Origin of the sequence: Frankia sp. AgPm24, assembly GCF_023243055.1 — a bacterium.
GTDB lineage: Bacteria > Actinomycetota > Actinomycetes > Frankiales > Frankiaceae > Frankia > Frankia umida.
In genome coordinates, this window is the sequence record NZ_JALKFW010000004.1 from 86,738 (window position 1) to 100,186 (window position 13,449).

The 13,449-nt window shown below is 71.6% G+C and carries 10 protein-coding genes; 2 read left to right on the plus strand and 8 right to left on the minus strand.

What is annotated here, in order from left to right:
* Nucleotides 1-128: 128 nt before the first annotated feature.
* Together MXD61_RS02540 and MXD61_RS02545 are read right to left on the minus strand one after the other, a co-directional pair.
* Complete coding sequence (locus MXD61_RS02540) at nt 129-2,678, minus strand: MMPL family transporter (protein WP_251079304.1); 2,550 nt, start codon at nt 2,676-2,678, stop codon at nt 129-131.
* A gap of 173 nt (nt 2,679-2,851) precedes the next feature.
* Nucleotides 2,852-3,763, minus strand: coding sequence for a phosphoribosylaminoimidazolesuccinocarboxamide synthase (locus MXD61_RS02545; RefSeq protein WP_163548864.1), 912 nt, complete (start codon nt 3,761-3,763; stop codon nt 2,852-2,854).
* Between the two features lie 152 nt (nt 3,764-3,915).
* Here MXD61_RS02545 and MXD61_RS02550 point away from each other — a divergent pair, with 152 nt between their 5' ends.
* Both MXD61_RS02550 and MXD61_RS02555 read left to right on the plus strand, forming a co-directional pair.
* Complete coding sequence (locus MXD61_RS02550) at nt 3,916-4,422, plus strand: hypothetical protein (RefSeq protein WP_248811249.1); 507 nt, start codon at nt 3,916-3,918, stop codon at nt 4,420-4,422.
* A 366-nt stretch (nt 4,423-4,788) separates the two neighbouring features.
* Entirely contained in the window at nt 4,789-5,733 is a 945-nt protein-coding gene (locus MXD61_RS02555; protein ID WP_248811250.1) for a CehA/McbA family metallohydrolase, read from the plus strand.
* 170 nt (nt 5,734-5,903) lie between these two features.
* Here MXD61_RS02555 and MXD61_RS02560 read toward each other — a convergent pair whose 3' ends face one another.
* The 6 genes from MXD61_RS02560 to MXD61_RS02585 form a co-directional block, all read right to left on the minus strand.
* A complete protein-coding gene (locus tag MXD61_RS02560) occupies nt 5,904-7,454 on the minus strand; it encodes an ATP-binding protein (RefSeq protein WP_248811251.1) in 1,551 nt (516 codons plus the stop codon).
* A gap of 86 nt (nt 7,455-7,540) precedes the next feature.
* Nucleotides 7,541-8,848: an adenylosuccinate lyase gene (purB, locus tag MXD61_RS02565; RefSeq protein WP_163550035.1), complete on the minus strand. Its 1,308-nt coding sequence runs from the start codon at nt 8,846-8,848 to the stop codon at nt 7,541-7,543.
* Entirely contained in the window at nt 8,845-9,402 is a 558-nt protein-coding gene (purE, locus tag MXD61_RS02570; RefSeq protein WP_248811252.1) for a 5-(carboxyamino)imidazole ribonucleotide mutase, read from the minus strand. The genes purB and purE overlap by 4 nt, the downstream gene beginning before the upstream one ends.
* Nucleotides 9,403-9,446: 44 nt before the next feature.
* Nucleotides 9,447-10,703: a phosphoribosylamine--glycine ligase gene (purD, locus tag MXD61_RS02575; RefSeq protein ID WP_248811253.1), complete on the minus strand. Its 1,257-nt coding sequence runs from the start codon at nt 10,701-10,703 to the stop codon at nt 9,447-9,449.
* 133 nt (nt 10,704-10,836) lie between these two features.
* The gene (locus tag MXD61_RS02580; protein ID WP_248811254.1) at nt 10,837-11,871 is read right to left on the minus strand and encodes a hypothetical protein; all 1,035 of its coding nucleotides are present in this window, start codon (nt 11,869-11,871) and stop codon (nt 10,837-10,839) included.
* 229 nt (nt 11,872-12,100) lie between these two features.
* Entirely contained in the window at nt 12,101-13,384 is a 1,284-nt protein-coding gene (locus MXD61_RS02585; protein ID WP_163550005.1) for an adenylosuccinate synthase, read from the minus strand.
* Between the last annotated feature and the right edge of the window lie 65 nt (nt 13,385-13,449).

Consider the following 13,449-nt stretch of genomic DNA (forward strand, 5'->3'; position numbering starts at 1 on the left):
GCCCCCCCCCCCCCGCCGCCCGCCGGCGCCCCGGGCGGGGCCGGCCGGCGGGCGGGCCGGTGCGATGCGGTGCGGCGAGACGGCTGGATGTGGCAGGAACGGCCGGGTGGTCGCGGGTGGCTTCCGGATCAGGCGGGGGGAGCCCACCACCGGGGCGTGGCACGGTGCTGGGCCGGGGTGGGCCGGGCCCGGGCAGGCGGAGCCGTGGCGGGCAGGGCCGTGGCGGGCAGGACGGGAACGTCCAGGCCGGGGCTCGGGAGCCTGGAACCGCGCGGGCCGAAGGCACCCAGGTCAGGGTCGTCCAGGTCGGGGTCGTCCAGGTCGGGGTGGGACTGGTCAGGGTGGGACGGGTCGTGGTCGTGCGGGTTGGTGAGGTCCTGCCACACGCGGTTCTCCAGCAGGGTGAGCACGGCGGGCATGAGGATCACGCGGATGAGGGTGGCGTCCAGCAGGATGGCGGCGCCGAGGCCGACGCCGAGCTGCTTCATGCTGACCTGGGAGAGCGTCGCGAAGATCGAGAAGACGGCGACCATGATGACGGCGGCACTGGTCACGACCCCGGCGCTGCGGCGCACACCGACGGTCACCGCGTCCCGCATGGGCAGGCCGGCCTGGCGGGCCTCCCGCACCCGGCTGAGCACGAAGACCTGGTAGTCCATCGACAGGCCGAACAGGATCACGAAGAGCATCAGGGGCAGCCAGATGGTGATCGCCCCGGTGGAGGTGTAGCCGAGCAGGCCGTCGGCCCAGTGATGCTGGAAGACGGCGGCGAGCAGGCCGTACGCGGCGCCGACGGAGAGCAGGTTCAGTCCGACGGCGACCGCGGCGACCAGGGCGCTGCGGAACGCGGCCAGCAGCAGCACGAACGCGAGCACCAGCACGAAGCCGATGATCAGTGGCGTACGGGTGTGCAGGCGGTCGTTGAAGTCCACGGAGCCGGCGGTGGGGCCGGTGACGTCCGCGTGCAGGTTCACCGCGGCCGCCGCGATCGTCGCCGGGATCACCGTGGTGCGCAGTTCGTGCAGGGCCCGGACCGACACGCCGTCGGTGCCGCTGCCCGCGACCGGGATCGAGACCTTCGCGACCTGCTGGTCGGGGGTGTAGGTGACCTGCACCGGTTCGAACATCTGGCCGGTGGTGGTCGCCCGTCGGCGCAGGTCGTCAAGGGCGCGCTGCGCCGCCGGGGCGGTCAGGGCGGAGCCGTCCGTGCTGGAGACGACCACGGACGCCGCGACCTGGCCGCCGGGGAAGGCCGCTGACAGCCGCTCGTACGTCGCCATGATCGGCAGCTTGCGGGGGATGTCGTCGACGCCGGGCTCGGCTGTGTGCATCCCGAGCGCCGGCAGGGTGAGCAGGACGAGCAGCCCGCCGGTGATCGCGGCGACCGGCTTCGGCCGGCGCAGCAGCCGTCCCAGCACTCCCGGCTTCGCCAGTTCGCGCTGGTAGGCGGCCGCTGTCCGCGAGGCCGTCCCGCCGGAGGCGGAAACCGAACCGGAGGCGGAGCCGGCGGCCGCCGAGTGGCCGCCGGCGCGGCGGCGGCGCCAGGGCAGGCGCAGCAGTTCGACCCGGTCGCCCAGCAGGGAGAGCACGGCAGGCAGGACGGTCAGGGAGCCGAGCACGGCCACCAGCACGACGATGATCGTGCCGACGGCGACGCCGTTGAACGTCGAGATCCCGGTGAGCAGCAGACCGGCCATCGACACCGCGACGGTCAGACCGGAGATGAGTACAGCATGCCCGGACGTGTCGGCGGCGATCTCCAGGGCCCGTTCGGGGCTGTGCCCGGCGGCGCGTTCCTCCCGTTCCCGGCGGATGTAGAACAGGGCGTAGTCGACGCCGACCGCGAGGCCGATCAGCAGCATCACCGAGGTGGCGGTCTCATCGGTCGGGAACGCCCGGCTGGCGAAGGCGACCAGGCCGATCGCGGCGACGAACGAGGTCAGGGCCAGCGCCATCGGGATCAGCGCGGCGACGACCGCGCCGAACACGGCGAGCAGAATGCCGAGCGTCAACGGGATCGCGAGCAGTTCGGCGCGCTTGAAGTCCTTGCCGACGGTGGCGCTGAGTGCCTTGTCGGAACTGGCGTCCCCGAACTGTTCGACGGACACGCCCGGATGCGCGGCGTGGACGGCGGCGACCGCGTCGAGCGTCGGGTCGACCTTGGCGCCGTCGCGCAGATCGAAGGTCACCAGTACCGACCGCAGGTCGTGGGAGACCAGGCCCGGATCGGTGCGCACGCCGGGCGCGGCCACGGGTGCGCGTAGTCCGGTGGCCACCCCGGTGGCCTGGACGCGGGCGGCGGTGTCGGTCAGCGCCGCGTGGATCCGCGGGTCGGCGAGCAGCGCCGACGGGTCCGCCGCGGGGGTCGCCCGCTGGATGAGGACGTTCTCGCTGTCGGTGTCGACCCAGCCGTGCGCGGTCAGGGTCTGTTCGGCTCGGCCCGACTCGCCGAGGCCCTCGTCGGCGTCGGTGAGGGTGTGGGTGCCGATCAGGCTGCCGAGGAGGATCGCGAGGACGACCCCCACCAGCCAGCCACCGACGGCCAGTCTCCGGTGGCGCACACTCCAGCGCGCCGCCCGCGCGGCGAGGTGCGTCGGCTGCCGGGACGGGCCGTCCGCCCATCCCGGCCCGGGTGCCTGACCTGGGATTTCGCCTGCTGTACGAGGTGTCGTTCGCATGGGAACGACGATCTCGTCTCGACCGTTCAAGGTCACTGCGGCGAGCTACCGAATGCCTACTGTGGCCCGCCGCCGACCGCGGACTGTGGCCTTCCGCCCTGCCGGGGTGGGGTTGTCCCCACCCCGGCCCCCGTCCGTCCAGCCGGGCCGTTCGTCCAGCGGGGGAGTGCGGGTCAGGCGCCGGAGAGGTAGTCCTTGAAGGAGATGCCGGTGAGGCGCTCGTAGGCCTCGACGTAACGGGCGCGGGTCGCCTCGACGACGTCGTCCGGCAGCTCCGGGCCGGGCTCGGTCTTGTCCCAACCGGTGCTGACCAGGTAGTCCCGGATGAACTGCTTGTCGAACGACGGCTGCGAGCTGCCGGGAGCCCAGGTGTCCTCGGGCCAGAACCGGGACGAGTCGGGGGTGAGCACCTCGTCGGCCAGACGTAGGGTGCCCTCGGCATCGTGGCCGAACTCGAACTTGGTGTCGGCGAGCAGGATGCCGCGCTCGGCGGCCAGGTCGCTGGCCCGGCCGAAGATCTGCAGGGTGAGCCGCTCGAGCTCCGCGGCGAGCTCCGCGCCGACCCGGCCGGCGGCGTCGTCCCGGCTGATGTTCTCGTCGTGCTGGCCGATCGGTGCCTTCGTGGACGGGGTGTAGATCGTCGTGGGCAGCTTGCTGCCGTCGACCAGGCCTTCGGGCAGCGGGTGGCCGCTGACGGCGCCGCTGCGGTTGTAGTCCTTCAGGCCGCTGCCGGTGAGGTAGCCGCGGGCCACGCACTCGATCAGCACCATGTCCAGGCGGCGGCACAGCATCGACCGGCCGCGCAGCTGCTCGGTGTACGGCGCGAGCTCGGCCGGATACTCATCCACGTTGGAACTGATGACGTGGGACGGGACGAGATCGGCGAGCTGGTCGAACCACCACAGCGACAGCCCGGTCAGCACGGCGCCCTTGTCCGGGATCTCGGTGGGCAGGACCACGTCGAACGCCGAGATCCGGTCGCTGGCGACCAGGAGCACGGCGTCGTCCCCGACGGCGAACAGCTCCCGCACCTTGCCCGAACCCAGGTGGGTGAGCCCGGCGAACTCCTCATGTGTCAGCGGCATGTCCTGACCGTACCCATCCCCACCTGCTGCTGGTTCGGTTCCACCGCGTCCGGTGAATCGCCGGCCGATGGCCGCGGCATCCCGTGTGATCGGCAGATCATGATCGATGGTGGGCCCTGTTGGGTGGCGGAGGCTGACGGGAGCAGGGCTGCGTGGACATCTGGCGCGCTTGTCTGGTCGGTGCGGGACGACCTGAGCATGGGATCTACGGGACGGTCCTGACGGCGGGGCTGATCGCCGCGCAGGATCCGAAGGTCGACCCGCTCGGGCAGATCGTCGTCGACGTCCTGATCACGGTGGCCGTGTTCTGGCTGGCCCATGGCTACGCGCACGCGGTCGCCCGGCCGCTGGGGCCCGACGAGGTGCCGGGGCCGCCGCGGCGGGGACTGCGGCTGGCCCGGTCGGCCATGGTGGAGAACTGGCCGCTGGCCCGGGCCTCGGTCCTCCCGATCGCCGTGCTGGCGCTGGTCCGGCTACTGGGTGCGTCGATGGACGACGCGCAGGAGGCCGCGTTGTGGACCTGCGTCGTCCTGCTGACCCTGTGGGGCCTGCGGGCCGGCCAGGCCGCGGGTCTGGGCGGCTGGCGGCTGGTGCGCTACACCAGTGGCAGCGCCCTGCTCGGTGTGGTGCTCGTCGTCCTCGAGATCGCGATCCACTGACGATCGGAAGCCGGCTCGCCGCGAGGCCAGCTGGTGCGCGCTCCGTCCCGTCCCGTCCCTCCCCGCCACGCCCCGCAACCGGCCTCAGAGCAAGATCGGCCTACGCGGGTCGTTGTGGGGGGCATATCGGACACGAACACCCCCACGGCGACCCCTGTGCACCCTGCACACCCGCAACCCCCGAGGGCGGCGTCACGGACCGTGGCCATAGTCCTGATGGGCGGCACTGCGTCGGATGAGCAGGCCGGCGGGGTTGCCGGAGCCCCGACGGTCGGAACAAGGGCGGCCCCTGCCCGCCTGCTGATCACCATCTGGGAATCCCCGATCGCCTGCGGTAGGTGTGATCGGTCGAATACGCTTTGACGAGTGGATGGCAGGCTCGCCGATGCGGTGCCGGACCGGCCAGGGATCGAACTTCCGTTCGACCAGCCCGGACGGTTCTGGCGAGGGAATCTGCACACGCACACGGACCGGTCCGACGGGGCGCTGTCGCCGGCGGAGACGGCGCGGCACTACCGGCAGGCCGGTTACGACTTCCTGGCGATCACCGATCATTTTCGAGCCAGGTTCGGGTTCCCGCTGGTCGACACCCGTGACCTGCGCACCGAGGGATTCACGACCCTGATCGGTGCCGAGCTGCACGCACCGCGTACGGAGTTCTCCGAGGAGTGGCACATCCTCGCGGTCGGCCTGCCCCTGGGTTTCCCACCGCCCGAGCCCGAGGAGACCGGCCCGGCGCTGGCCCGCCGGGCGCGGGCCGCGGGCGCGTTCATCGGGATGGCGCATCCGGCGGCGTCCCTGCTCACGCTGGCGGACGCCGAAAGCCTCGACGCGGCCCACGCCGTCGAGGTGCACAACGCGCTGGCGGCCCTGGAGGACCGTGGCGACAGCTGGCACCTCACCGACATCCTGCTGGGCCGTGGCCACCGCCTGGGTGCCTACGCCGCCGACGACGCGCATTTCCAGCCTCAGGATCCGCCGGCCTGCGCCGGCTGGGTGCACGTCCGCGCCGTCGCCCTCGATCCGAACGAACTCCTGGCCGCTCTCAAAGCCGGCCACTACTACGCGAGCACCGGCCCCGAACTACACGATGTCGAGCTGCGTGAGGGTCAGATCACCGTCCGGTGTTCGCCGGTGCGCAGGATCCTGCTGACCGGTGGCGTCCCGGGCAAGCAGGTGCTGGTGGGAAAAGAACTGACGGAAGGCTCACTCCCGGTCGCGATGTTCGGTGACGGCTACTGCCGGGTCACCGTCGAGGACGCCGCCGGCGGCCGCGCCTGGACCAACCCCATCCACCTTCGACGGCCGTGACCCGGGCGCGGATCAGTCATTCCTTGTGATCGCGCCGCTGACACCAGCGAGGATCCATCGTCCGCTGTTGCGGCTGGCCGGTAGTCAGCCGTGCGGGGGAATCCTTGATGCTGCCGCATATGAGTACTGTCGAGACCGGACCGGTTACACCGCAGGCTGATAGCCCGATCTCATGCCCGCAGCAGAGTGATTGTGCGTCCGGCGAGGCTCAAGGTGGTGGTGATGCTGGTCCGTTCGGCGATGGGTTTCGCGGCGGGTCTGCGGTCGAAGATGACGAGTGTGCCGTGGTCGAGGCCGAGCCGGTCCAGATAGCCATCGAGCTGGGCCAGCCCGGTGGGCAGCGGGTCGGCGGCGCCGCCGGCACGGGCCTTGAGCTCGAAGGCCTCTCGCTGGAGGGCGGGTTTTCCGTCCGGTCCGGGATGGGGCCAGCGGATGAGCAGGTCGATCCGCCCGCGGCCTACGCCGTACTCCCGGTCGACATAACCGCCGCCATTGACGACGCGTTGCAGATACGCCATCAGGACCAGGTGGGGCGCGGCCTCGTGGTAGACCTGCCGGGCAGTCAGGATGTCGCCGTTGGCCCGCCAGAACGCGGCGAACTGTTCGATCAGGCCGGGGATATCCAGGCGACCGTCGGGCAGGACGAAAGCCCGGGCCTTCGGGGCGTCCGAGGAGAACTCCAGCACCGGGTCGGTGAGGATTCGCGCGACGACCTCCCGGTAGATCGGGTTGGCGATCCGGACCGGGGAAGTCTGCGCGAGCAGTCCCAGATCCCTGGCGTACTGGACGTCGTCCGCTGGCGGGTCGGTGGTCGGCTCCGTCCCGGCCAGCACCGGTTCGATGATGACCCGGACCCGGGGCTCGTTGAGCTTGTCGGCCAGCGAGTCGAGATGGGTCGCCCGGGCGCGGATCAGCCGTTCCTTCGCCTCGTTGACGTGGTCGGCGGTGACCGGTTCGATATATGGCACCGCCATCTCGTCCACGATTTCCGCCGCGAGCGCGTTCACCAGCCATGGCTGCCCGGCAGTCAGCTCCATCACCCGGCTGACTGCGTCCGGGGTGAAGACCTGGCCGGTTTCCGCCGTGTGCTGGCCGTAAAGGCCACGTACTTCCTCGGCGGTGAAATCACCGAGCCGCAGCGATCGGACGACGATGTTGAACGGACTCGGGCCACCGAGACGGCTGGGGTCACCGCCAGCGGCGACCTTATAGTCGCGCAGGTCGCGCAGGTCGCGCAGGCCGCAGAGGGCGAGGGCGGCGGGGAAAGCCGCGGGCCGGCGGCCGGCGCCGCTGCGTAGCTGGCCCAGGACACTGATCAACGTCCGTCCGGTCAGCGCGTCGATTTCGTCGAGGAACAGCACGAGTGGTCGGGGGCAGGCCTGCGACCAGGCGGCCAGCGCGGCTCCCAGCAGGCCCCCGTCGGACGCGTCGGACGCATCGGGCCACCGGGGAGGGCGCAGCTGCGGTGGCAGGGCAGCCTCGGCATCTGCCCGGGTGCGGTCGAGGATGGCGCGGGTCGCCGCCCCCACGTCATCGCCCCACGCCCGTCCTGGCTCGCATGAGGTGAGCAGCGCGGCGTACTGGCCGCCGGCCGTGAGTTCGGCGGCCAACGCACCGAGCGTCGTCGTCTTGCCGGTCTGACGGGGGGCGTGCACGACGACGTAGCTCTCCCGGCTGACCAGCCGGGGCACCTGTGGCAGGCGCGCCGAAGCCGGGACCATGTAGTGCCGTTGCGGCACACAGGGCCCGGCCGTGTTGAACCAGTGTCCCAACGTGACCGTCCGGTCTCCTGTCTTCGACGTTCCGCTCAGGTCAGGGCGGCCAGCGCGTCGAAGACGCCGGTGAGGCGTTCGGTGTAGCGCTCGGGGCGGCTGACCTCGTCCAGACGGGGCTCGTCCAGGGGGAGGTCGCGTTCGGCGGCCTGTTTGCGCAGGGTGTCGCGGAAGGGGATACCGGTCTGCCAGGTCTCCATCGCCGCGGCCTGGGTGATGGCGTAGGCGTCCTCGCGGGACAGACCCGTCTCGACCAGTTCGAGCAGCACCGCCGAGGTGTAGACCAGGCCGCCGGTGGCGTCCAGGTTCGCCCGCATCCGGGCGGTGTCGACGACCAGGCCGCGGACCAGCCGGGTGGTCAGGTGCAGCAGGTAGTCGACGCCGGCGGACGCGTCCGGCAGGGCGATCCGCTCGGTGGACGAGTGGGAGATGTCCCGCTCGTGCCACAGTGGCACACCTTCGAGCACCGGGACGTACTGGGCGCGGACGATCCGGGCGAGGCCGGCGATGCGCTCCGACATGATCGGGTTCTTCTTGTGCGGCATCGCCGAGGAACCCTTCTGCCCGGAGCCGAACGGCTCGGACAGTTCGCGGACCTCGGTGCGCTGGCCGTGGCGGACCTCCAGCGCGATCGCCTCACACACGGTGGCGAGCCCGGCGAGCGCGGCCACCCAGTTCGCGATGCCGTCGCGCAGCACCACCTGGGTGGCGACCGGGGTCGGGCGCAGCCCCAGCTTCTCGGCGACGTGGATCTCGACGTCCGGCTCGATGTTGGAGTAGGTGCCCACCGCGCCGGAGATCTTCGCGAGGCCGACCTCCGTGCGGGCGGTGCGCAGCCGGTCACGGCAGCGGGCCAGGCCGAACGCGAGGTCGGCGACCCGGTGGCCGAACACGGTCGGTTCCCCGTGGATGCCGTGGGTGCGTCCGACCCGCAGGGTGTTCCGGTGCTCGAGGCCAAGATCACGCAGGGCGGCGACCAGGGTGTCGGCCTTCGCGAGCAGCAGGTCGGTGGCCTCGACGAGCTGCAGGGCGAGCGCGGTGTCGAGCAGGTCCGACGAGGTCATCCCGAAATGGACGTAGGCGGCGGCCGAGCGGGGCTCGGTGTTGTCCGCCCAGGCCGACAGGAAGGCGATCACGTCATGCTGGGTGACGGCCTCGATCTCGGCGACCGCCTCGGGCGTCGGCGCGGGGGCGGCCCGGACCGGTTCGACGCTGTCGGCGGGAATCCGGCCGGCGGCGGCATGGGCCTCGCAGACCAGCACCTCGACCTGACACCACAGTTCGTACTTGTGTGCCTCCGACCAGACCCGGCCCATCTCGGGCAGGGTGTAGCGGCCGATCACTGACCGGCGCCGACGCTGGCCCCGGCGTCCGCGGTGGCGTCCGCGGGGGCGGCGAGCGCGGCGAGGCCGTCGGCGGCGGCGCGCTCGAAGTCATCCTTGAACTCGGCGAGCCGCAGGCTCAGGTCCGGGTCGGCAAGCGCCAGGATCTGGGTGGCGAGGATCGCCGCGTTCGTCGAGTTGTTCAGGCCGACGGTCGCCACCGGCACACCCGGCGGCATCTGCGCGATCGCGAGCATCGAGTCCATCCCGTCCAGCGCCCCACCGGAGATCGGCACGCCGATGACCGGCAGTGTCGTCATGGACGCGACGGCGCCGGGCAGCGCCGCGGCCAGGCCCGCCCCGGCGATCACCACGGAGATCCCACGGCCGCGCAGCTGACCCACGTACTCGGCCAGTGTGCGCGGTGCGCGGTGCGCCGAGATCGACACCTCCTCGTACCCCACGCCGAACCGCTCGAGGGTCGCGCCGGCCTTGCTCATCGTCTGGGCGTCCGACGGCGATCCGAAGACGATGGCCACCCGTGCCTGCCCCGGCGCGCTGCTGCTCTGCGACACGCTCTGCTCCTGTCCCTGTCGATATCGTTGTCAGTACCCGCGCGTCAGGCGCCGGCGGTGTGGCGCATCCGGGACGGATCCCCGATGTCGGTGCGGTAGTGCGCGCCGGCCAGCGAGATCCGGCTGACCGCCTCATAGGCAGATCCTCGTGCGGATTCCAGGTTGGAGCCGATCGCCGTGACGGACAGCACGCGCCCGCCGGCCGACACCACCTGACCATGCTCGTCCCGCCTGGTCCCCGCATGCAGGACGTCCACGCCGGTGAGGGCATCGGCCGCGGCCAGGCCCCGGATCGGATCACCCAGTCGCGGTGACTGCGGGTAGCCGGCCGCGGCGACGACGACGGTGATCGCGGCGCCCGAACGGAACCGCGGTGTGGTCCGTCCCGTCAACACGTCGGTCAGCGGGGTCGACAGCAGCGCGAGGATCGCCTGCGTCTCGGGATCACCGAACCGGACGTTGAACTCCACCACCCGCAGGCCCCTGCCGGTCAGTGCCAGCCCCGCGTACAGCAACCCACTGAACGGGGTGCCGCGCCGCGCCATCTCGTCGACCGTCGGCCGGATCACCTTCTGGACGATCTCGGCGGACAGCCCCTGCGACGCCCACGGCAACGGGGTGTACGCACCCATCCCGCCGGTGTTGGGCCCGGTGTCCCCGTCTCCCACCCGCTTGTGATCCTGCGCCGGGAGCAACGGCATGATCGCCCCGGACTCGGTGACGATCGCGAACAGCGACACCTCCGGCCCGTCCAGGTACTCCTCGAGGACGACCCGGTCATCCGGCCCGCGCAGACTCGCCCGCACCGCCGCGACGGCGGCCTCGCGATCCTCGGTGACGGTGACGCCCTTACCCGCCGCGAGCCCGTCGTACTTGACGACGTACGGCGGGCCGAACGCGTCCAGATCGGCGAGCGCCGGCTCGACCTCGGTGTGGTCACGGGCGGCCGCCGTCGGCACCCCCGCCGCGCGCATCACCTGCTTCGCGAACGCCTTGCTACCCTCAAGCCGCGCCGCCGCCGCGCTCGGCCCGAACACGGCGAACCCCCGGCGGCGCACCTCGTCCGCCGCCCCGGCGACCAGCGGCACCTCCGGCCCGATCACCGTCAGATCCGCGCCCACCTGTTCGGCGAGCACCGCGACCGCGTCCGGATCGCCGACATCCAACGAGCGCGGCTCGGCGATGTCCGCCGTACCCGCGTTACCCGGGGCGCAGACCAGCGCGTCCACCCGCGGATCACGGGCCAGCGCCCGGCACAACGCGTGCTCACGCCCACCCGAGCCGACGACCAGAATCCTCATGCGCTTCCCTCATCGACGCCGGAGCGCCGATACCGAAATGCGAGCCAGCCGGGTCGAGTCACCCTGACACACTAGCGTGCCAGCTGATCATCTCGCCCACCGTGCGAGTTTGCTCGCTTCGGCTTCGGCGGTGTCACAGGCCGACGCCGGATCGCCACAGAAGGTGTGCCATCCCGTGGACGAGTTGGAGTGCGCAGCGTCGGGCGTCGACCTCGGCCATGCCCGCCACGATGGCGGCGGCGTCGACGGGCCACACCCGGACCTCGCGTCCGAGCACCGTCAGCGGGGCCGGATCGTCGCGGCCCTCGAAGGTGCGACCGTCCGGCTCGACGAAAAGGTGCAGGGAACGACCCGCCGCGGGGAACGACTCGCATCGCCAGTAGAGCAGGGGCCAGGCCTGGAGCCGCTCTCGCCGGTGCGGTCGGCGTCGGCGACGCTCCTGGGACGTGCCCGGCCGTCCGGTGACCCGGTGGTGTCGCTGCGATCCGCGCCGCCCTTCGGTCTCGTGCCGCGAGCCGTCGGGGCCGCTCAGATCATCGGCGTGGGGCGGGTCGGCGACCAGCTGGTGCGGATCGTCGGCGAGGTGGTGGGCCTCGTCGGCGAGGTGCTGCGGGTCGGCCAGGTCGTGCTGCGGGTCGGCGGCCGGGTGGGGTGGGTCGTCCGGGCGGGGTGGGCGGCCGTCGAGGTGATGCCAGGGGTCGAGGCGATCAAGATGGTCGAGGCGGCGCAGCTGGTCGATGCCGGTGGTGGGGCCTGGGCTGGTGCCGAGGTCGATGCCGCTGCCGAGGTCGAGGCTGGCATCGGGGTGCGAGGGGACGGGGTGTCGGGTGGTGGACCGGCGCGGCCGGGCACCGTAGGCACGGACGGTCACGGGGGGGACGAGGTGCTCCGCGGCGCAGAAGTCGAGGAAGTCGCGGAGCTGGGCGTCGACGTGGTTCGCGACGGCGGCGGCGCGTTCGAGTCGCTGGGCCTCGGCCCGCTTGGAACTGCGGATGGCGTGGCTGCCGCGGAGCAGGACATCGGTGAGGGTCTCGGGCAGGGCTTCGCCGGTGGGGGAGAAGCCGACCGGCCAGGCATCCGAGTCGGTCGGGTCGGCGCGGTGCAGGTAGCGGCGGCGCACCGCGGGGACGAGGGCCGTGGACGGTACCGGGGCCGCCTGGCCGGGCACAGAGGGATCATCACCCGATGACCGCGAGCCGATTGTGGTCACCGCCTTCACCCCACCCCACTATCGCTGTCCGTGACTGCACTAGCGTCACTGGTAACTCTGCGTTACGCAAGTGAGCGGCGTGGCGGAACACGGGCCGGCCGGGCCGGGGCGAGGTGAGGCGGAGTGAAGGTCGGGACGAAACCAGACGGGACGGAACAGGACGAAACGGGCGGGCGGAGAGGTGCGGTCAGACCAGGTCGTTGATGACGAGGGTCTGGTCGCGGCCGGGGCCGACGCCGATCGCGGACACGGGGGCGCCGGAGAACTCCTCCAGGGCGCGGATGTAGTCCTTGGCGTTGGCGGGGAGATCGGCGAAGTCGCGGACGGCGGAGAGGTCCTCGTGCCAGCCGGGGAGCTCGGTGTAGATCGGCTTGGCATGGTGGAAGTCGGTCTGGGTCATCGGCATCTCGTCGACGCGTTCGCCGCCGATGTCGTAGCCGACGCAGATCGGCACCCGGTCGAAGCCGGAGAGCACGTCCAGCTTGGTGAGGAAGAGGTCGGTCAGGCCGTTGACCCGGACCGCGTACCGGGCGATCACCGCGTCGAACCAGCCGGTGCGCCGGGCCCGGCCGGTGGTGACGCCGAACTCGCCGCCGATGCGGCGCAGCTCCTCGCCGACCTTGTTGTCCAGTTCGGTGGGGAACGGGCCGGAGCCGACCCGGGTGGTGTAGGCCTTGATGATGCCGATCACCCGGTTGATCCTCGTCGGGCCGATGCCGGCACCGGTGGCGGCGTAGCCGGCGGTCGGGTTGGACGAGGTGACGAACGGGTACGTGCCGTGGTCGACGTCGAGCAGGGTGCCCTGGGACCCCTCCAACAGGACGACCTTGCCCTCGCGCAGGGCGGTGTCCAGGATGAGGCCGGTGTCGGCGATGTGCGGGCCCAGGCGCTTGGCGTACTCGGCGTACTCGTCGCACACCTCGTCGAGTTCGATCCGGCGCCGGTTGTAGACCTTGACGAGGACCTGGTTCTTCTCCCGCAGCACGAGCTCGAGCTTCTTGCGGAAGATGCCCGGGTCGAGCAGGTCCTGCACGCGGATGCCGGTGCGGGCCACCTTGTCACCGTAGGTCGGGCCGATGCCGCGACCGGTGGTGCCGATCCGGGCCTTGCCGAGGTAGCGCTCGATCACCCGGTCCAACGCCCGATGATGCGGCATGATCAGATGCGCGTTGGCGCTGATCAGCAGGCGGGAGACGTCGATCCCACGGGCGGCGAGGCCGTCCATCTCGGTGAGCAGCACGCCGGGGTCGATGACGACCCCGTTGCCGATCACCGGGATGCAGTCGGCACGCAGGATGCCACTGGGGATCAGATGCAGCGCGTAGCTGTCCGCCCCGATGACCACCGTGTGGCCGGCGTTGTTGCCGCCCTGATAGCGAACGACGTAGTCGACGGCGCCGCCCAACAGGTCGGTCGCCTTTCCTTTTCCCTCGTCGCCCCACTGGGCGCCGATGAGGACGAGAGCGGGCACTCGGGCGAGGTTACTAGGGATGACCGCCGCGCGTGGCCGAAGTGTCAGGTCAGACAGCGTCCGAC

Coding starts and splice junctions, on each gene's coding strand:
- purD (WP_248811253.1), bottom strand. CDS start 10,703: ATGAGGATTCTGGTCGTCGGCTCGGGTGGGCGTGAGCACGCGTTGTGC.
- MXD61_RS02560 (WP_248811251.1), bottom strand. CDS start 7,454: ATGGTCCCGGCTTCGGCGCGCCTGCCACAGGTGCCCCGGCTGGTCAGC.
- MXD61_RS02545 (WP_163548864.1), bottom strand. CDS start 3,763: ATGCCGCTGACACATGAGGAGTTCGCCGGGCTCACCCACCTGGGTTCG.
- MXD61_RS02540 (WP_251079304.1), bottom strand. CDS start 2,678: ATGCGAACGACACCTCGTACAGCAGGCGAAATCCCAGGTCAGGCACCC.